16 protein-coding genes and 1 pseudogene are annotated in these 18,665 nt (G+C 67.2%); 11 read left to right on the top strand and 6 right to left on the bottom strand.

Going from position 1 to position 18,665, the window contains the following annotated elements; genetic code table 11:
• Positions 1–496 (bottom strand): annotated as a pseudogene (locus WBB07_RS13045) (hypothetical protein); the annotation flags it as partial.
• 250 nt (positions 497–746) lie between these two features.
• Here WBB07_RS13045 and WBB07_RS13040 point away from each other — a divergent pair.
• A complete protein-coding gene (locus tag WBB07_RS13040) occupies positions 747–1,007 on the top strand; it encodes a DUF3107 family protein (protein ID WP_526308295.1) in 261 nt (86 codons plus the stop codon).
• On the opposite strand, the gene fasR is transcribed toward WBB07_RS13040, so the two are convergent.
• Positions 994–1,680: an HTH-type transcriptional activator FasR gene (fasR, locus tag WBB07_RS13035; RefSeq protein ID WP_526308293.1), complete on the bottom strand. Its 687-nt coding sequence runs from the start codon at positions 1,678–1,680 to the stop codon at positions 994–996. The genes WBB07_RS13040 and fasR overlap by 14 nt on opposite strands.
• Positions 1,681–1,868: 188 nt before the next feature.
• Between fasR and WBB07_RS13030 the strand changes: the two genes are divergently transcribed.
• From WBB07_RS13030 to WBB07_RS13020, 3 genes are all read left to right on the top strand, one after another.
• On the top strand, positions 1,869–2,918 hold the full coding sequence (locus WBB07_RS13030) for a DUF3152 domain-containing protein (protein ID WP_526308291.1): 1,050 nt from the start codon (positions 1,869–1,871) through the stop codon (positions 2,916–2,918).
• A gap of 133 nt (positions 2,919–3,051) precedes the next feature.
• Entirely contained in the window at positions 3,052–4,227 is a 1,176-nt protein-coding gene (gene moeZ, locus WBB07_RS13025; protein ID WP_526308301.1) for an adenylyltransferase/sulfurtransferase MoeZ, read from the top strand.
• A gap of 270 nt (positions 4,228–4,497) precedes the next feature.
• Positions 4,498–5,352 carry a TIGR02569 family protein gene (locus tag WBB07_RS13020; protein ID WP_526308289.1) on the top strand — a complete coding sequence of 285 codons (855 nt, stop codon included), beginning with the start codon at positions 4,498–4,500 and terminating at the stop codon, positions 5,350–5,352.
• Here WBB07_RS13020 and WBB07_RS13015 read toward each other — a convergent pair.
• Positions 5,349–5,645, bottom strand: coding sequence for an MGMT family protein (locus tag WBB07_RS13015; protein WP_526308287.1), 297 nt, complete (start codon positions 5,643–5,645; stop codon positions 5,349–5,351). The genes WBB07_RS13020 and WBB07_RS13015 overlap by 4 nt on opposite strands.
• A gap of 2 nt (positions 5,646–5,647) precedes the next feature.
• Complete coding sequence (locus tag WBB07_RS13010; protein WP_526308285.1) at positions 5,648–6,421, bottom strand: alpha/beta fold hydrolase; 774 nt, start codon at positions 6,419–6,421, stop codon at positions 5,648–5,650.
• 56 nt (positions 6,422–6,477) lie between these two features.
• Between WBB07_RS13010 and WBB07_RS13005 the strand changes: the two genes are divergently transcribed.
• On the top strand, positions 6,478–9,639 hold the full coding sequence (locus tag WBB07_RS13005) for a PD-(D/E)XK nuclease family protein (protein ID WP_526308283.1): 3,162 nt from the start codon (positions 6,478–6,480) through the stop codon (positions 9,637–9,639).
• On the top strand, positions 9,636–12,920 hold the full coding sequence (locus tag WBB07_RS13000; RefSeq protein ID WP_526308281.1) for an ATP-dependent helicase: 3,285 nt from the start codon (positions 9,636–9,638) through the stop codon (positions 12,918–12,920). The genes WBB07_RS13005 and WBB07_RS13000 overlap by 4 nt, the downstream gene beginning before the upstream one ends.
• On the opposite strand, the gene WBB07_RS12995 is transcribed toward WBB07_RS13000, so the two are convergent.
• Positions 12,904–13,290, bottom strand: a complete 387-nt coding sequence (locus WBB07_RS12995; RefSeq protein WP_526308279.1) for a DoxX-related protein — start codon at positions 13,288–13,290, stop codon at positions 12,904–12,906. The two genes, WBB07_RS13000 and WBB07_RS12995, sit on opposite strands and share 17 nt — an antisense overlap.
• A gap of 119 nt (positions 13,291–13,409) precedes the next feature.
• Between WBB07_RS12995 and WBB07_RS12990 the strand changes: the two genes are divergently transcribed.
• Both WBB07_RS12990 and nudC read left to right on the top strand, forming a co-directional pair.
• Positions 13,410–14,504, top strand: a complete 1,095-nt coding sequence (locus WBB07_RS12990) for a potassium channel family protein (protein WP_526308277.1) — start codon at positions 13,410–13,412, stop codon at positions 14,502–14,504.
• Positions 14,497–15,429: an NAD(+) diphosphatase gene (nudC, locus tag WBB07_RS12985; protein ID WP_526308275.1), complete on the top strand. Its 933-nt coding sequence runs from the start codon at positions 14,497–14,499 to the stop codon at positions 15,427–15,429. The genes WBB07_RS12990 and nudC overlap by 8 nt, the downstream gene beginning before the upstream one ends.
• On the opposite strand, the gene WBB07_RS12980 is transcribed toward nudC, so the two are convergent.
• On the bottom strand, positions 15,426–15,683 hold the full coding sequence (locus tag WBB07_RS12980) for a mycoredoxin (RefSeq protein WP_526308273.1): 258 nt from the start codon (positions 15,681–15,683) through the stop codon (positions 15,426–15,428). The two genes, nudC and WBB07_RS12980, sit on opposite strands and share 4 nt — an antisense overlap.
• A gap of 87 nt (positions 15,684–15,770) precedes the next feature.
• Here WBB07_RS12980 and WBB07_RS12975 point away from each other — a divergent pair, with 87 nt between their 5' ends.
• The 3 genes from WBB07_RS12975 (at position 15,771) to WBB07_RS12965 (ending at position 18,654) form a co-directional block, all read left to right on the top strand.
• A complete protein-coding gene (locus tag WBB07_RS12975; protein ID WP_526308271.1) occupies positions 15,771–17,867 on the top strand; it encodes a UvrD-helicase domain-containing protein in 2,097 nt (698 codons plus the stop codon).
• A 143-nt stretch (positions 17,868–18,010) separates the two neighbouring features.
• Positions 18,011–18,226, top strand: coding sequence for a hypothetical protein (locus tag WBB07_RS12970; RefSeq protein WP_526308269.1), 216 nt, complete (start codon positions 18,011–18,013; stop codon positions 18,224–18,226).
• A 146-nt stretch (positions 18,227–18,372) separates the two neighbouring features.
• A complete protein-coding gene (locus tag WBB07_RS12965) occupies positions 18,373–18,654 on the top strand; it encodes a WhiB family transcriptional regulator (protein ID WP_526308267.1) in 282 nt (93 codons plus the stop codon).
• Positions 18,655–18,665: the final 11 nt, after the last annotated feature.

Here is an 18,665-nt window from a genome sequence, read left to right as displayed (position 1 = left end):
GTGCGGCGGCGTGGGTCGCCGGCGGAGGGTCGGTGGTGATGGTGACGACGGTCTCGGGGGAGAGCTGGGCCGGCGGTGGCGGTGCCGCGCTGGGCGGCACGGTGGCCACGACGGTCCGAGGTGCGGTCGAGGTCGCGGGCGGGGTGTTCTCGGTCTGGGCCGTCGGCGTGGTGTCTTCGCTGCGCATCACCAGGACAATCGCCACCACGGCGGCCAGTAGGACGGCGACGGCCATGCCGGCGATCAGGCGCCACCGGGTGTCGGGCCGGTAGCCGTCGTCGTGGTCGTAACCGGCATCGTCGTGGTCGATTCCGGCATGACGCTCGGCGCGGTACTGGTCGGTGGTGCGGTAACCGCCGCTGCTGTAGAAGCCGGTGCCGTCGTGGTCATCGGGGGTGTGGTCCGCAGTGTTGATCCGACCGGTGGGAGCGTCGGGGTCATCGGCATAGCTGCTGCCGGCGCGGCTTCCCGCACCGCTCCAATACGGTTTGTTCATCGGAGCACCGCCCAGGGCTTCCTTTTCACTTGGATCACTCCTGCCACTTTCTTCACACGATCATATGGCCCTGACGTGCGGTGGAGGGGTAGCCGGCAAGGCGTGTCGGGGAGGCGTCACGGATCTCATCGGGGCAGTTCTGCGGTGGTACCGGCCGGCCTTCGCTACTCGCGAAACCCAGGGAGTGAACCCTGGGCGCCCGCGTCCATTAGCCTTCACACGTAATTGCTTCGAAGGGAAAGGGTTCAGCGTGGAGGTCAAGATCGGTGTCGCAGACAGTCCGCGCGAGCTTGCGTTCGTCAGCGCGGAGACACCTGATGCGCTGGAGAAGCAGGTGACCAGCGCGCTGAGTCAGGCGGATGGGGTACTTACCCTGCTCGACGAAAAGGGGCGCCGCTTCATCATTCAGGCGGCGAAGATCGCCTACATCGAACTCGGCCCGGCCGACAGCCGACGGGTCGGCTTCGGTATCGGCAGCGGCCCGGTGACGCCGCCCGTTACGACCGAGTAAGCGGAACGTGTGACAGACCGCCCCAGATGAATGCGACGGTGCCTTCGATGGCATCTTCCCGGGAAATGGGGCGGTCATTGTCCAGCCAGTAGCGTGCTGAATCGACACTGATGCTCACCAGCCCGACGGCGATCATCCGTGCTCGGTGGGGATCAAGACCGGAATCATGGCTGATGAGGTCGAACACCGCGTCGGTGCACGCCTCGGTGGCCACCTTCACCTGAGCCGAGACCTGCGGTTCGGAGACGTAGTCGTTTTCGAAGATCAGCCGGTAACCCTGGCCGTCATGCTCGATGAATTCGAAGAATGCCTGAACGGCGGCGCGGACCCGAAGCCGGTTGTCAGTGGTGGTGCGCAGGGCTTGCCGCACACTGGAGACCATATTGTCGACATGGCGCGCCAGCACCGCGAGATACAGCTCCAGCTTGCTCGCAAAGTGTTGGTACAGAACAGGTTTGCTCACTCCGGCGCGATCGGCGATCTCGTCCATGCCCGCTGCGTGATAGCCGCGTTCGACAAAAACCTCACTCGCGGCGCCGAGTAACTGTCCACGGCGTTCGTCGCGGGGGAGTCTGCTACCGCGCCGGTTCGTGCCCGTAGAGCCGCTTGCTGGTCGGTCTCCTGCGGCCGATTTGGCGCCCCGCCGTTGGGTGGTGTTGGCGAGATCGCTCATCAGTTCCTCTATCTGGTTACGGACCGGGCGGCAGCGGTTGTCCTGCACTTTCGAGTGCGCGAACTCTACGCATGCCCATCGGGACGACATTACTACCCGATCCTCGTGAACCGGCGAATCGACAGTCCGACGCCCCGATCCGGGCGTGCCGAGAACGCCCGGCTGCGCGGTTGTGCCATCCTGGGGCGGTGACCTTCGACCCAGGGCGTCGCGGGCCCGGTCCTGCGCCTGTGTTGCGTAGCGAGTGGCGAGAGCCGCTGCGCGCGCAACGCGACCCGCTGGCAGGAGATTCCGGACGGGTCCGGTCCAACCGCGACGAGCGCCAGCGTTGGCGCAAGCAGACTTGGCTCGGCAGGTTCATCTCCACTTACGGCTGGCGCGCCTACGCGTTGCCCATCTTGGTGGTGGTCACGGTGTTGGTGATCTACCAGACCATCACCGGGTCCACGATGGAAGCCCCCGCCGCCTCCGAAGAGCCGGTGCAGGGTCCGCCGACGATCGGGGTCGAGTCCACGGCGATCATCGGCGCGCCCCCGAAGGGATTGACCGAGTTCGACGCCAATCTGCCCACCGGAATCCTGCCTGCCGGCGGGCCGTTCACGGAGGCCGGCGCCAGAACGTGGCATGTGGTGCCCGGTACTGTGCCGCAGATCGGTCAGGGCACGGCCAAGGTCTTCACCTACACCGTCGAGGTCGAGGACGGTCTGGAGACCACGTCGTTCGGGGGTGACGACGGGTTCGCCGAGATGGTCAGCCAGACGCTGTCGAACCCCAAGAGCTGGGTGCACAATCCTCAGTTCGCCTTCGTCCGGGTCGACGACACTGCCGGCGCCGAACCGGACTTTCGCGTCTCGCTGACCTCACCGTTGACCATCCGCGAAGGGTGCGGTTACGAGATCCAGCTCGAAGCCTCGTGTTACAACCCGGCTTACAGCTCGGCGCCGGGCGCCGCGCCCGAGCCGCGGGTGTTCATCAACGAAGCGCGCTGGGTGCGGGGTGCGGTGCCGTTCCAGGGTGACGTCGGTTCCTACCGGCAATATGTGATCAACCACGAGGTCGGCCACGCCATCGGCTACCGGCAGCACGAGGCGTGCGCGGCCAACGGCGAGCTGGCGCCGATCATGATGCAGCAGACCTTCTCCACGGCGAACAACGACGCCGCGCTCTTCGACCCCGGCACGATCCCGGCCAACGGGCTGAGCTGCCGGTTCAACCCCTGGCCCTATCCGATCGCCTGAGGCGCGTTGGGGCACCGGCCGATCCAGTCGACGCAGGGCCGGGCTTCCGGGAAGGTGTGCGCGACGATTACCGTTGTTGATAGGACTCGGCGCTCGCGTGGAGCGCATCCCTAATGCAACCGAGGAGAAAACGGTGTCGTCGTTGCCGCCGCTGGTGGAGCCAGCAGCCGAACTGACGCGTGAAGAGGTTTCGCGCTACAGCCGGCATCTGATCATTCCGGACATGGGTGTCGATGGGCAGAAGCGGCTGAAGAACGCGCGAGTACTGGTCATCGGTGCCGGGGGTCTGGGCTCGCCGACGCTGCTGTATCTGGGCGCCGCCGGGGTCGGGACCATCGGAATCGTCGACTTCGATGTGGTCGACGAGTCCAACCTGCAACGACAGATCATCCACGGGCAATCGGACATCGGGCGCTCCAAGGCGGAGAGCGCGCGCGATTCGGTGCGTGAGATCAACCCCCTGGTCCAGGTGAACCTGCACGAGATACGTCTGGATTCCGACAATGCGGTCGAGCTTTTCGAGCAGTACGACCTGATTCTCGACGGGACAGACAACTTCGCCACCCGATACCTGGTCAACGACGCGGCAGTGCTGGCGGGCAAGCCCTACGTGTGGGGTTCGATCTACCGGTTCGAAGGCCAGGTGTCGGTGTTCTGGGAGGACGCCCCCGACGGCCTCGGACTCAACTACCGAGATCTCTATCCCGAGCCACCGCCACCGGGCATGGTGCCGTCGTGTGCTGAGGGAGGCGTGCTCGGCATCCTGTGTGCGTCGATCGCCTCGGTCATGGGCACCGAGGCCATCAAGCTGATCACCGGTATCGGTGACCCCCTGCTGGGCCGGTTGATGGTCTACGACGCGTTGGACATGACGTACCGCACCATCAAGATCCGCAAGGACCCCGCGACCTCGAAGATCACCGAGCTCATCGATTACGACGCGTTTTGTGGCGTCGTCTCCGACGAGGCGGTGGATGCGGCGGCAGGTTCGACGATCACCCCGCGTGAATTGCGTGACCTGCTGGACTCCGGCAAGAACGTGGCGCTGATCGACGTCCGGGAACCTGTCGAATGGGATATCAATCACATCACGGGTGCGGAGTTGGTGCCCAAGTCGACGATCGAAGCCGGTGATGGACTGGCAAAACTGCCGCATGACCGGATACCGGTGCTGTACTGCAAGACCGGAGTGCGTTCGGCGGAGGCGTTGGCGGTGGTGAAGAAGGCCGGATTTGCGGATGCGATGCACTTGCAGGGCGGAATCGTGGCGTGGGCCAACCAGATCGAACCGGACATGGTGACGTACTGACCTCGTCGGCCCCCGCGTAGGTGTGGCCTGCGTTGGTCGGCGGGGGCTGGGTGACGTACTGACCTCGTCGGTCCCCGCGTAGGTGTGGCCTGCGTTGGTCGGCGGGGGCTGGGTGATGTACTGACCTCGTCGGCCCCCGCGTAGGTGTGGCCTGCGTTGGTCGGCGGGGGCTGGGTGATGTACTGATCTCGTCGGTCCCCGCGCGACACAAATTGACGGATGCTGGTCAGCGCCACGGTTACCCGGGGTCGCGACGATAGGCTGAGGCCCATGACTGTCAATGCGCCGCCCGATCATGTGCTGGCGGCGTTCGGGCTCGGGGGAGCGCGACCTACCTCTCTTGGTTCGAGCTGGGAAGGTGGCTGGCGCTGCGGCGAAGTGGTGCTGTCCATGGTGGCTGATCACGCGCGGGCCGCATGGTCGGCCAAGATCCGGGAAACGTTGTTTGTCGACGGGGTTCGGTTGGCTCGGCCGGTCCGCTCCACCGATGGCCGGTACGTGGTCTCGGGCTGGCGTGGCGATACCTATGTCGCCGGAACTCCGGAGCCTCGCCACGACGAGGTGGTCTCGGCCGCGGTGCGACTGCATGAGGCGACTGCCAAGCTGGAACGCCCGCGGTTCTTGACGCAGCCGCCGGTGGCGCCGTGGGGCGACGTGGATGTGTTCATCGCAGCCGATCGGGCGGCGTGGGAGGAACGGCCACTGCACACGTTGCCTGCCGGAGCGCGGGTGTCGCCGGGATCCTCCGACGGTCAGCGTTCGGTGGATCTGATCAACCAACTTGCCACCCTGCGGAAGCCGACGAAGAGCCCAAACCAGTTGGTGCACGGCGACTTGTACGGAACCGTTCTGTTCGCCGGGACCGCGGCTCCGGGGATCACCGACATCACGCCCTACTGGCGCCCCACCTCGTGGGCGGCCGGGGTCGCCGTTGTCGACGCGTTGGCCTGGGGTGAGGCCGACGACGGTTTGATCGAGCGGTGGAGCGCGCTACCGGAGTGGCCCCAGATGTTGCTGCGTGCGTTGATGTTCCGACTGGCGGTGCATGCTCTGCATCCACGGTCGACGGCCGCGGCGTTCCCCGGTCTGGCGCGTACCGCGGCGCTGGTGCGGTTGACGCTCTAGAACCGATGCCTGACTTCGGCGAGCGGGACCTTACCGTCGGTGGCCAGCACGCCTTCGGCGCGCAGTAGCTCCAGTTGGCGGGTGCTAAGGTGCGCGGCGGGCCGGCCGGATGCGGTGATCACCCGGTGCCAGGGCAGGTCCGAGGAGTCGGTGCGCATGATCCAGCCCACGATACGCGGGCTGGAAAGATCTGCAGCCGTTGCGATGTCGCCATAGGTGGCCACTTTGCCCGACGGGATGGCCGCAACCAGCGCGCGTACTCGTTCCACCTGGTGGTCGGTGACGGGCGCCATGGTCAGGCCGCCAGTAGTTGACGGATCACGGCAGCGGTCTTGGCGGGTTCAGCTTGTGCGACCATGTGATTGCAGTCCACGTCGATGAGCTCGAAAGCCCCGCCGAGCCTTTCGTGTAGTCCGGTCAGCGCCGCATCGGTGACAAACGGCGGTGAGGTCCGGGTCGCCCGGAGCAGGACGGTGGGAGTTTGCTTGGCCGGCAGGCAGATCGGTCGGGTCAGCTCGCTCCAATAGGACATCATCGCGGGGATGTTGATTCGCCAACCGACTCGGCCGCTGTCGAGTTCGATCAGGTGCTCGTCGAGTTCGGCGTCGAGTTGGGTGTCGTCGACGTCATCCCACGATCCGAACCTCTTCTCGTCGCGGGCTTCGGCGCGATCGGGGTAGTCGGGGGATGCCAGCATCGAGTCGGCGATGTCGCGCATCCACTCGCCGTCCAATCCCACCGCCGGATCCAGGAGTACCAGGCCTTTCACCAATTCGGGGTGGGTGGCCGCCAGGTGCAGCGCGATCGCTCCGCCGAATGAGTGGCCCACCACCACAACGGGTTCTGCCACCAACTCGGCGAGTGCGCTGGTGTTGGCGTCGATGGTCCAGGGTGCTTGCCACGGCGAGCGACCGTGCCCCAGCAGATCTGGTGCGGCCATCGCGATATCGGGAAGGTGGTCAGCGGCCAGGTGTTCCCAGCGACGGCCGTGACCGGTCAATCCGTGGATGGCGAGCACCTGTGGGGGTGCGTCGGGACCGTATCGGTGGACGTGGAGTGGCTTGGGCACACCTTGATGGTGCCAGCACGGCGGATTTGTCGGACCGCCGTGGTGTCATTTCGGTCATGACCGCATCGACCTCGGCACCCAGCGTTGGCCGTCAGTGGACTGCGGCTGCGTCGGCCCTGTTCGACCCACAGGTTCACGGTGTGGTCCGGGTCCTCGGTGGCCCGGGCACGGGAAAGAGCGCTCTGCTGGTGGATATCGCGGCCGCCCGCATCGCAGCGGGGGCCCATACCGAATCCGTGCTGGTGCTCACCGGTTCCGGGCGTCCCGGGCTGCGGGTCCGCGGCGCGTTGACGTCGGCATTGCTGGCTGCCGGCGATCACGCCCCGCGGCAGGCTGTGGTGCGGCAACCGCTGGTCCGATCCCTGCATGCGTACGCGTTTGCGGTGCTGCGGTTGGCGGCCCAACGTGCCGGTGACCCGCCGCCGCGCCTGATCACCAGTGCCGAGCAGGACGGCATCATCAGGGAGCTGTTGGCCGGCGACATCGAGGATGGCGCCCGGACCTGGCCCACTGGCCTGCACGCGGCACTGGGCACCGCGGGATTCGCTACTGAGCTGCGTGATCTGCTGGCGCGCTGCGCCGAGCGGGGAATCGACCCGCAGCAGTTGCAGCGGCTGGGACGCGCGGCGCGGCGCCCGGAATGGACCGCGGCGGGCCGGTTCGCGCAGCAATACGAACAGGTGATGTTGCTGCGCTCGGCGGTAGGCATGGCCGCGCCGCAGGCCACGGTGCCCGCGCTGGGGGCGGCCGAGCTTGTCGGGGCGGCGTTGGAGGCCTTTGCCACCGACCCTGATCTGCTGGCTGCCGAACATGCCAGGATCGGCACGCTGCTCGTCGATGATGCCCAACATCTCGATCCACAGGCCGCCCGTCTGGTCCGTGCGCTTGCCGCGGGGGTGGACCTCGCGGTGCTCGCCGGTGACCCCAACCAGGCGGTCTTCGGCTTCCGGGGGGCCGACCCGGCCCTGCTGTTGTCGGGGGAATCGCCTGCGGTGGTGCTGGACACCAGCCATCGATGTGCGTCCGCGGTCGCGGCGGCGATCAACACCATGACGGCGGCCTTGCCCGGAGCGGCACCGGCTCGTGTCATCGCGGGCAGCGGTGATGCGCCGGGTTCGGTCACCGCCCGGCTTGCCGCTTCCGGGCATGCCGAGGCGGCGCTGATCGCGGACACGCTGCGCAGGGCCCACCTGATCGACGGTGTGCCCTGGTCGCAGATGGCGGTGATCGTGCGGTCGGTACCGCGGGTGGGTGGTCTGCCCCGGACGCTGATGGCCGCCGGCGTGCCGGTCGCCCCACCGGCCGCTCACGCACCGCTGCCCGACAACGCAGTGGTCCGGGCGCTGCTCACGGCCTTGGCTGCCGGTGTCGGTGAGCTCACCGGCGAGCGTGCCCTGCTGTTGTTGACCGGACCCATCGGTCGGGTCGACCCGGTGTCTCTGCGGCAGTTGCGGAGGTCGCTGCGCCGCCTCGATGCCCGGGCGGCAAGCGATTTCGGCGATCTGCTGGCGGCCGCTGTGAGCAACGGTATCCCCGCCGGTCTTGCCGCCGCGCAGGCCCGGCCGCTGCGCCGGGTCCGGGCGGTGCTCGAGGCGGTGACCAGCGGCCGCAGCCAAGACCCTCGATCGGTGTTGTGGGAGGCGTGGCACCGATCCGGTCTGCAACGGCGACTGGTTGCGCTCAGTGAGCGAAGCGGCCCCGGCGGGGTGCGCGCCACCCGCGATCTCGACATCGTGACGGAGTTGTTCGCCGTCGCAGAGTCCTACGTGGCACACACCGCCCGCGCTTCGGTGGCTGGTTTGGTCGACCATGTGGAAGCGCTGGCGCTGCCGGTGCGTGCGGTAGAGCCGGTCACGGCACCCGAGGCGGTGACGTTGCTGAGCCCGCATCAGGCCATCGGCGGCGAATGGGATGTTGTGGTCATCGCCGGTCTGCAAGAGGGTCTGTGGCCCAATACGATTCCCCGGGGTGGCATCCTCGGAACACAGCGGTTGCTCGACAGCCTCGACGGGATCGGCACCGACGCCTCGATGCGGGCACCGTTGGTCGCCGACGAACGGCGGCTGTTGGTCACCGCGATGGGTCGGGCTCGCCGGCGGCTGGTGGTGACCGCGGTCGAGGGCGACGGCAGCCAGACCGATGGTTTGGCGATCCCGTCGCCGTTCTTCTATGACATCGCCGCAGTCGCCACCGCTGAGCAGCGTGACGGTGACGATGTGCTGGCGCCGGTGCCTGTTGTCGCGCCTCCGGTGTTGTCGGCACCGGCGGTGATCGGCCGGCTACGTGCGGTGGTGTGCGCGCCGGCGGAAACGGTCGATCAGCAGACCCGGATCAGCGCGGCCGCGCAGTTGGCCCGTTTGGCGAAAGCCGGTGTGCCCGGTGCTGATCCTGCGGGCTGGTACGGCATGACAGCGGTGAGCACCGAGGAGCCGTTGTGGAGCGGTGCGGACCACACTGTCACTTTGTCTCCGTCGACGCTGCAGACATTGCAGGATTGTTCGCTGCGCTGGCTGCTCGAACGCCATGGTGGCGACGATCCGCGCGAGCTGCGTTCTACCGTGGGTTCATTGGTGCATGCGTTGGTCGCGCAGCCGGACCGTAGCGAATCGCAACTGACGGCCGATCTCGACGCCATCTGGCAGCAGTTGCCGTTCGAGGCCCAATGGTTCGCCCGCAATGAACTGAATCGGCATCGAGAGATGCTGAACGCGTTCGTCCAGTGGCAGCAGGACACCCGGCACGAGCTCACCGAAGTGGGTGTGGAAGTCGACATCGACGGTGAGCTGGTCGCCGCCGACGGTGACGGGCCGGGAGTGCGGGTACGGGGTCGTGTCGACCGACTCGAACGTGACGCCGAAGGGCGTCTGGTGGTCGTGGACCTCAAAACCGGCAAGACCCCTGTCAGCAAGGACGACGCGCAACGTCACGCCCAGTTGGCGCTGTATCAGCTCGCGATCGCCGAAGGGGTGTTGCCGGAGGGCACTGATCCCGGCGGCGCCCGGCTGGTGTATCTCGGCAAGATCGGCGCCGGCGGCGCCACCGAGCGCAGCCAGGATGCGATGACGGCGGACAACCGCGACCTGTGGCGCGCCCAGATCCGGCAGGCGGCGGCGGCCACGGCGGGTCCGCAGTACATTGCCCGTGTCAATGACGGATGCGCGCATTGTCCGATCCGCCCGTTCTGCCCTGCCCACAACGCTGGAAAAGAGTGTCGATGACCCCCGCGGCAGCGCCCGGTCCCCGGTTCAGCCCCGCCGAACTCGCTGCTGCCCTTGGTCTTCCGCAGCCCACCGACGAGCAGGCCGCGGTGATAGCGGCCCCGCTGGGGCCTGTGGTGGTGATCGCCGGTGCCGGTGCGGGCAAGACGGAGACCATGGCGGCCCGGGTGGTGTGGCTGGTGGCCAACGGCTTTGCCGATCCGGGGCAGGTGCTGGGGTTGACGTTCACCCGAAAAGCGGCCGGTCAGCTGTTGCGCCGGGTGCGGTCACGGTTGAGCCGGCTTGCGGGCACCGGGCTGGTTGCGTTCGACACCATGGAACCCGTCACCGTCAGCACCTACCACGCGTTCGCGGGGACGCTGCTACGTGAGCACGGACTGCTGCTCCCGGTGGAACCGGACAGCAAGCTGCTCTCGGAAACCGAATTGTGGCAGCTGGCCTACGACGTGGTGTGCGGTTACCCCGGCGAACTGGACACCACCAAGACACCGGCCGCGGTGACAGCCATGGTGTTGCGGCTGTCCGGTCAGCTCGCCGAGCATCTTGTCAGCACCGACCAGCTGCGTGATACCCATCTGGAGTTGGAACGGCTGGTACACGCGCTGCCCGCGGCGCCGTTCCAGCGGGACCGCGGGCCCAGCCAGTGGCTCCTGCGCATGCTGGCAGCCCAGACAGATCGCGCCGAACTGGTGCCACTCATCGAAGCACTTCATGACCGGTTACGTGCCGAAAAAGCCATGGACTTCGGGATGCAGATGTCGGCGGCGGCGCGGCTGGCATCGGAGTTCCCGCAAGTCGGAGCTCAACTGCGGCAACGGTTCCGGGTGGTACTGCTCGACGAGTATCAGGACACCGGTCACGCGCAGCGGGTTGCGTTGTCGGGTCTGTTCGGCGGTGGTGCCGACGACGGGCTGGCGTTGACGGCAGTCGGTGACCCCATCCAGTCGATCTACGGTTGGCGTGGCGCCTCGGCGACCAACCTGCCGCGCTTCACCACCGACTTCCCGCACGCGGACGGCACGCCGGCGCCGGCATTGGAACTGCGGACCAGCTGGCGTAACCCGCCGAGCACGCTGCGGGTGGCCAATGCCATCTCGGAGGAAGCGCGGCGCCGCTCGGTGGCGGTGCGTGAGCTGCGGGCTCGTCCCGGCGCGGCGGACGGTACCGTGCGGTGCGCGCTGTTTTCCGATGTGGAGACCGAACGTGATTGGGTGGCAGATCAATTGGCTGCCCGATACACAACGGCTGCTGCGGCCGGTACCGCCCCGCCCACCGCCGCGGTGCTGGTTCGGCGTAATGCCGACGCGGTGCCGATGGCCACCGCGTTGCGCGTCCGCGGTGTGCCGGTGGAAGTGGTGGGGCTCGCCGGTCTGCTGGCGATCGACGAGGTGGCCGATGTGGTCGCAATGCTGCGTTTGGTCGCCGATCCGACGGCCGGACCCGCGGCCATGCGGGTGCTGACCGGACCGCGCTGGCGTCTGGGGGGCCGCGATATCGCGGAGCTGTGGCGGCGGGCACGGCAGCTGGACCCGACACCGGCCGGCGGCGTCGACGGCGCTGAAGCGGTGGTCGCGCAGTCCGCGCCTGATGCCGACGCCCCCTGCCTGGCCGACGCCATCTGCGATCCGGGTGCTGCGGAGGCGTATTCGGCTGCCGGGTATCAGCGCATCTGTGCTCTCGGTGAGGAGTTGACGATGCTGCGCGCCCAGCTCGGTTATTCGGTGTCCGACCTGGTGGCCGAGATCCGCCGGGTCAGCTGTGTCGACATCGAAGCCCGGTCGCTGCCGGCCGGCGGGCAGGGCTGGTCAGGTGCTGAGCAGCTCGATGCGTTCGCCGATGTTGTCGACGCCTACGCCGCCCGTGGCGCCACCGGGTCCGGTAATGACATCGCGGGTCTGTTGGCCTACCTGGAGGCGGCGCAGGAGGTGGAGAACGGGCTGGCGCCGGCTGAGGTGTCGGTCTCGCCCGATCGGGTGCAGATCCTCACCGTGCATGCGGCCAAAGGGCTGGAATGGGAAGTGGTTGCGGTGCCGCACCTGGCCGGGCGGGTCTTCCCGTCCACGGCTGCGCGCAGCACCTGGCTTACCGATGCGGGTGAGCTGCCACCATTGTTGCGGGGGGACCGGGCCGGGCTCGGCGACCACGGGGTGCCGGTGCTCGACACCACCACCGTGACGAACCGAAAACAGCTGTCCGACACCGTGAACACGCATCGTGCTCAGCTGGATCAGCGGCGTATCGACGAGGAACGTCGGCTGCTTTATGTGGCAATCACCCGGGCCGAGGACACGTTGTTGCTGTCCGGGCATCACTGGGGCGCCACCGAGGGAAAACCGCGGGGGCCGTCGGATTTCCTCGTCGAGCTCAAGGACATCATCGACGGTGCTGCCGCCGAGGGGATTCCGTGTGGAGTGATCGAGCAGTGGGCGGCAGCGCCGGCTGAGGGGGAGCCGAACCCGTTGCGAGACCGGGTCGTCGAGGCTGTCTGGCCGGCCGACCCGGCGGCGTTGCAGCGCAGTGATGTCGAGCGCGGCGCCGCACTGGTGCAGGCGGCGCTGCTCGCCGAGCCGTCCGAGGTGGCCGGGTCGGATGACGCCTGGTCCGCCGATGTCGATGCGCTGCTGGCCGAACGTGACCGCACGCCCGAGCCGCCCAGCGACGTGCTTCCGGGTCAGTTGTCGGTCAGCAGTCTGGTGGAACTCGGGCGTGACCGTGGTGCCGCGATCCGCCGGCTGCATCGCCGGCTTCCGGTGCGGCCCGATCCGAACGCATTGCTGGGTACGGCTTTCCACGATTGGGTGCAGCGGTTCTACGGCGCGGAGCGGTTGTTCGACCTCGAGGATCTGCCCGGGGCCGTTGACGGCGAGCTGGCCGCGGCAGGGGCCGAGGAGTTGGAGGACCTGCAGGCGGCGTTCATGGCGTCGCCGTGGGCGGCGCGGACGCCGATCGACGTCGAGGTGCCTTTCGAGATGGAGATCGGCGGCCACGTGGTGCGGGGCCGGATCGATGCGGTGTTCGCTGATACCGATGGCGGTTTCACGGTGCTCGACTGGAAAACGGGTGCGCCACCGGCCGGTGAGGAGGGGCTACTGCAGGCCGCTGTTCAGCTCGGCGTGTACCGATTGGCGTGTGCGGCGTTGCAAGGCTGCCCGGAATCCTCGGTGCGGGCGGTGTTTCACTACGTGCGCAGCGGTCGCACCATCGCCCCGCAGGTCGTCCCGGGCCGCGATGAGCTGACGGCTCTGATCGCGGCACCGGCGGACGTCAGGAGTTCCGTCTGACTTTCAACGCCTCGGTGATCATCGGGATTTGCAGTGGCAGCCGGGCAATGGCCACCAGTCGCAGCGGCCATGGCTTGTGCCACCACAGCCGCACCATGTTCAGGTTGCCGGGGAACACACCGATGAACAGCACAACGGCCGCGAGTGCGCCCAACCGTCGCGTCGACGGTGCCACCAGCAGCGCCGCGGTGCCCAGTTCGGCGACCCCGGAGGCATAGGTGTAGAACCGGGGGCTACCGGGCAGCTCTACCGGGATGATCGAGTCGAACGATTTGGGGGCCACAAAATGCACGACGCCGACGCCGGCGAGCATCGCCGCCAAACGGTAGGCGCGGGTCTGGTTGGCTGTGCCGGTGGTGTTCACAGGCATGCTGTCCTCGGCTTCATGGTTACATGATGTCGTGCGACGGGACGACCCGATGAGGAAGCCGGAATTCGGTCCGGACTCTCCTCGTGGGACGCGGAGATAGACGTGCGGAGATAGACGTAGTGGCCAAGAACAGGTTGCGGCGCCGGCTCCGCCGTCTCGATGAGGCGTTGACCGCCAAGCCAGATGCGGCTCTGGTCGAGTACCTGCATATCCCGGAGAACTTTGTCAGCCCGGCCCGCAGGATCTTCATGCGAGTCCTGTACGCCTTGGGTGCGCTGTTTGCGGCGGTGCTCATCGTGTACCTCGACCGTGACGGCTACCGCGATATCGGCAGCGAGCCGGTGCCAGGCGGGCTGTCGTTCCTGGATTGTCTGTACTACGCGACGGTGTCGTTGTCGACGACCGGCTACGGCGACATCACCCCGGTCACCGAGACGGCTCGGCTGGTCAATGTCCTGGTGATCACGCCACTGCGCGTGGCCTTCCTGATCGTGCTCATCGGCACCACCGTCGAGACCCTCACCGCAGCCTCACGCCAAGCTCTCAAGATCCAGCGTTGGAGGAATTCCGTGCGTAATCACACCATCGTCATCGGCTACGGCACCAAGGGTAAAACCGCTGTGGCCGCGATGGTCGGCGACAATGTCAAACCCGGCGACATCGTCGTCGTCGACACCGATCAGGCTTCGCTCGATCGTGCCAGCCAGGCCGGTCTGGTGACCGTACGTGGTGACGCCAACCGCTCCGATGTGCTGCGGCTGGCGGGCGCCCAGCATGCCGCGGCGATCATCGTGGCCACCAACAGTGATCCCACCGCGGTTCTGGTGACCCTCACTGCGCGAGAACTAGCACCCAAAGCCAAGATCATCGCCTCGATCCGGGAGGCCGAGAATCAGCATCTGCTACGGCAATCCGGCGCGGACTCGGTGGTGGTGTCCTCGGAAACCGCGGGTCGACTGCTCGGCATCGCCACCACGACACCAAATGTGGTGGAGCTCATCGAGGATCTCCTGACCCCGGACGCCGGTTTTGCCATCGCCGAGCGGGAGGTCGAACCGAAGGAGGTCGGCGGTTCGCCTCGGCACCTCAAAGACATCGTGCTGGGTGTGGTGCGGGATGGACAGCTCAGGCAGGTCAGTGATCCCGAAGTGGATGCGGTGGAAGCCACTGATCGGCTGCTCTACGTGCGCAGCGCGGAGGAGGACCGTGGCTGATTTCCAACTGCGGAATGTCCCGCTGTTGTCGCGGGTCGGTGCGGACCGCTCCGATCAGCTGCGCACCGACGTCGATGCCGCGATCGCGGGCTGGGCGGATGCGGCGGTGTTGCGGGTCGACGGCCGTGGCCAGGTCCTGATCTCCGACGGGCACGTCGTCTTGAACACCTCCGAAGGGCTGGGTGACAGCCCACCGGCCGACGCAGTGTTCCTCGGTCGGGTCGACGGTGGCCGGCACGTGTGGGCGATCCGGGGTCCGTTGCCGGATCCGGAGGACGGCGCCGATGTACATGTCCTCGATTTACGCCGTGCTGGAACCGTTTTCGACGATGTGAGTGCGCAGCTGGTGTCCTCGGCTACGGCATTGCTGAACTGGCATGACAACTCGCGCTTCAGTGCGGTCGACGGTGCCCCGACGACACCCATCAAAGGTGGCTGGTCGCGGATCGACCCGGTGACCGGGCGCGAGGAGTTCCCGCGCATCGATCCGGCAGTGATCTGCCTGGTGCATGACGGCGCCGACCGGGTGGTCCTGGCGCGCCAGACAGTGTGGCCCGATCGGATGTTCTCGCTGTTGGCGGGATTCGTCGAAGCCGGGGAGTCGTTCGAGACGTGCGTGGCCCGGGAGATCGCCGAGGAGGTCGGGCTGACGGTGCGTGACGTCCGTTACCTCGGCAGCCAGCCGTGGCCGTTCCCGCGCTCGTTGATGGTCGGTTTCCACGCCGTCGCCGACCCGGACCAGGTGTTCGCGTTCAACGACGGCGAGATCGCCGAGGCCCACTGGTTCACCCGGGCCGAGGTACTGGCTGCCCTGGACATCGGCGACTGGAGTAGCGCCGCCGCGTCGGAATCGAAACTGCTTCTACCCGGCTCGATTTCGATAGCCAGGGAGATCATCGAGTCCTGGGCTCACGCCGAAGGCTAGGTGAGGGAGAGTTCGGCGAGCTTGGCTTCGACGTCCCGGATGCTCGGGTTTGTCATCGTCGAACCGTCGGCGAACTTGACGGTGGGCACGGTCTGGTTGCCGTTGTTGACCGATTGCACGAACTTCGCGGCCTCGGGTTCCATCTCGATGTCGACCTCGGTGTAGGCGATGCCTTTTGCTTTGAGCGCCACTTTGAGGCGCTTGCAGTATCCACACCAGGTCGTCGAGTACATGGTGAGTTCGCTAACCGTCATGGCTCCATCTTGCCGGATGGTCGGGAAAGCGGTGGCTGGGGCCGCTCGGCGCACGGTGTGTCGCAGGCCGCTGCGATGATGAACCCCATGCCGACCGACAACGTCCTGACCGCGGGTCTCGACGAGGAACAACGTGAGGCCGTTCTGGCCGGTCGCGGGCCGGTCTGTGTCCTGGCCGGCGCCGGCACCGGTAAGACCCGCACCATCACCCACCGCATCGCCCATCTGGTCGGTGCCGGTCATGTCGCGGCCAGCCAGGTGCTGGCGGTGACGTTCACGTCCCGGGCGGCGGGGGAGATGCGCAGCCGGTTGCGTGGTCTCGACGCCGAGGCACAGACCGACGCACGGGTCGGGGCGGTACAGGCGCTGACGTTTCACGCTGCGGCCCGCCGTCAGTTGGCCTACTTCTGGCCCCGGGTGGTCGGCTCCACCGGCTGGCAACTGCTCGACAGCAAGTTCTCCGTCGTCGCGCAGGCGGCTAATCGCGCCCGGGTACAGGCCAGCACCGACGACGTGCGGGATCTCGCCGGCGAGATCGAATGGGCCAAGGCGTCGCTGATCACCCCGGAGCAGTACGCGGTAGCTGTCGCTGAGCAGGGGCGTGACATTCCGATGGACGCCACCCGGATCGCCACGGTCTACGCCGGTTACGAGCAGCTGAAAGCCCGCGGCGATGTCGCCCTCTTGGATTTTGACGATTTGCTGCTGCACACCGCCGGGGCCATCGAGAACGACGCGGCGGTGGCCGCGGAGTTCCGGGACCGGTACCGCTGCTTTGTGGTGGATGAGTATCAGGACGTGACCCCGCTGCAGCAGCGGGTGCTGTCGGCCTGGCTCGGCGAGCGGGACGATCTGACAGTGGTCGGCGATGCCAATCAGACCATCTACTCGTTCACCGGTGCCTCGCCGCGGTATCTGTTGGATTTCTCCCGTCGTTTCCCCGATGCGACGGTGGTGCGTCTCGAGCGTGACTATCGGTCCACGCCGCAGGTGGTGGAGCTGGCCAACCGGGTCATCTCCGACGCCCGGGGCCGGGTGGCGGGCAGCAGGCTGCACCTGGTCGGTCAGCGTCCTCCTGGACCGCGACCGTTGTTGCGGGAGTATCCGGACGAGGTGGCGGAGGCGGCGGCGGTCGCGCGGGCGGTCAAGGGGCTCATCGAGTCGGGTACCGATGCTGCCGAGATCGCCGTGCTGTACCGGATCAACGCCCAGTCCGAGGCCTATGAGGAAGCGCTCACCGAGGCGGGGGTGGCGTTTCAGGTTCGGGGTGGGGAAGGCTTCTTCAGCCGTCAGGAGATCCGCCAGGCGCTGGTGGCATTGCAGCGTGCCGCGGAACGGGGCGCCGGGGACACCGACCTGCCGGAGTTGGTGCGTGGGCTGCTCGAGCCGCTGGGGCTCACCGCCGAGCCGCCGGCGGGTACTCGGGTCCGGGAACGATGGGATGCGCTGACGGCCCTGGCTGAACTGGTCGACGACGAGGTCGCTGTTCGCCCCGAGCTGGATCTGGCCGGGCTGGTTGCCGAGTTGCGGGTACGCGCCGACTCCAGGCACCCACCGGTGGTTCAGGGGGTGACGCTGGCGTCGCTGCATGCGGCCAAGGGCCTGGAGTGGGACGCGGTGTTCCTGGTCGGTGTGGCCGATGGCACGCTGCCGATTTCACATGCGCTGTCCCATGGCCCCGATAGCGAGGCCGTCGAAGAGGAACGCCGGCTGTTGTATGTCGGAATCACCCGGGCGCGCGTTCATCTGACCCTGAGCTGGGCATTGTCGAGAACTCCGGGCGGCAGGCAGAGCAGGCGTCCGTCGCGGTTCCTGGCCAGCATCACCCCGAAGCCGCCGCCGGACCGCTCGGGGGCGTCGCGGCGTCCGCGCGGCGCGCCGAAACGGTGCCGAGTGTGTAATGCGGAGCTGAGCTCGCCGGCCGCAATCATGCTGCGGCGCTGTGAAACCTGCGCCTCCGACATCGACGACAAACTGCTGGGCGAACTCAAGGACTGGCGGTCGCGGACGGCCAAGGACCTCAAGGTCCCCGCGTTTGTCGTCTTCAGCGACAACACGCTGATCGCGATCGCTGAGACGCTGCCCACCGATGAGGCCGGACTGGTGGCGATACCGGGTATCGGGGCGCGCAAGCTCGAACAGTTCGGGGCCGACCTCCTGGAGTTGGTGCGTGCCCGGGGCTGATCGGGTGTCGGGTTGGCGGAATCTTGTTTACGCAGGTCAGAAAATTGCTTGTGTATCAGCCTGCTGACCATCTAGCCTCGAACCCGAACGACCCACGGCCGTCGACTGACGCCGCCCGCGACACGAAGGAAGGAGAAGCCCCGATGAATGAATTTGTGACATTCGGTGTAGCCGGTTCGGCATATGCAGCTGGGGCTCTCGATGCTTCTGACGCGGTCAATCCCGGCATTGCCGGATTGACGGTGCGACGTATCGCCCCCGCGGCCCATGCCGCCTGGGCGGTCGAGGCCATTGCGCCGCAGCGCAAGCGCCGCACCGCCGTCGCGACTGACACGTCCGTGGATCGGGGTTTCATCTAGAAGCCCGACGCAGCGCCATTTGGCCACGGACCCGAAGTCACCCGGATCCGTGGCCACAAGTGTTTATCGGGACGACAAACCCGAACACCAGGTCCGGATCTCGAAGCCAAGAGACAAGCTACGAGACGAGGAAGCAGGTGAAGGACATGTCAGCCCTGACAGTCCCTGCGGTTGAAGACAAGCAGAATCTGCCGGTGCTGCCGTGCCATGGCGGCGAACCCGATCTGTGGTTCGCCGACACCCCCGTCGACCTGGAGCGTGCGAAGGTGCTGTGCGCGCAATGTCCGGTTCGGCGGCAGTGCCTGGCTGCGGCTCTCGAACGGGAGGAGCCGTGGGGGGTGTGGGGCGGCGAGATTTTCGAGCGCGGCTCGATCGTCGCCCGCAAGCGGCCACGGGGACGCCCCCGGAAAGATTCCGTTGCGGCCTGACCGAAATCGCG

Source organism: Mycobacterium sp. (genome assembly GCF_049647605.1).
Lineage (GTDB): Bacteria > Actinomycetota > Actinomycetes > Mycobacteriales > Mycobacteriaceae > Mycobacterium.
Note: the sequence above shows the minus strand (reverse complement) of the source record. Positions and strands in the feature narration are given on the sequence as shown.

Excerpts from the sequence above, each read along its gene's own strand:
- WBB07_RS13005 (WP_526308283.1), top strand. The coding sequence starts at position 6,478 with ATGACCGCATCGACCTCGGCACCCAGCGTTGGCCGTCAGTGGACTGCG.
- WBB07_RS12995 (WP_526308279.1), bottom strand. The coding sequence starts at position 13,290 with ATGCCTGTGAACACCACCGGCACAGCCAACCAGACCCGCGCCTACCGT.
- WBB07_RS12970 (WP_526308269.1), top strand. The coding sequence starts at position 18,011 with ATGAATGAATTTGTGACATTCGGTGTAGCCGGTTCGGCATATGCAGCT.
- WBB07_RS12975 (WP_526308271.1), top strand. The coding sequence starts at position 15,771 with ATGCCGACCGACAACGTCCTGACCGCGGGTCTCGACGAGGAACAACGT.
- WBB07_RS13020 (WP_526308289.1), top strand. The coding sequence starts at position 4,498 with ATGACTGTCAATGCGCCGCCCGATCATGTGCTGGCGGCGTTCGGGCTC.
- WBB07_RS12965 (WP_526308267.1), top strand. The coding sequence starts at position 18,373 with ATGTCAGCCCTGACAGTCCCTGCGGTTGAAGACAAGCAGAATCTGCCG.
- WBB07_RS13015 (WP_526308287.1), bottom strand. The coding sequence starts at position 5,645 with ATGGCGCCCGTCACCGACCACCAGGTGGAACGAGTACGCGCGCTGGTT.
- WBB07_RS12980 (WP_526308273.1), bottom strand. The coding sequence starts at position 15,683 with ATGACGGTTAGCGAACTCACCATGTACTCGACGACCTGGTGTGGATAC.
- WBB07_RS13000 (WP_526308281.1), top strand. The coding sequence starts at position 9,636 with ATGACCCCCGCGGCAGCGCCCGGTCCCCGGTTCAGCCCCGCCGAACTC.
- fasR (WP_526308293.1), bottom strand. The coding sequence starts at position 1,680 with ATGAGCGATCTCGCCAACACCACCCAACGGCGGGGCGCCAAATCGGCC.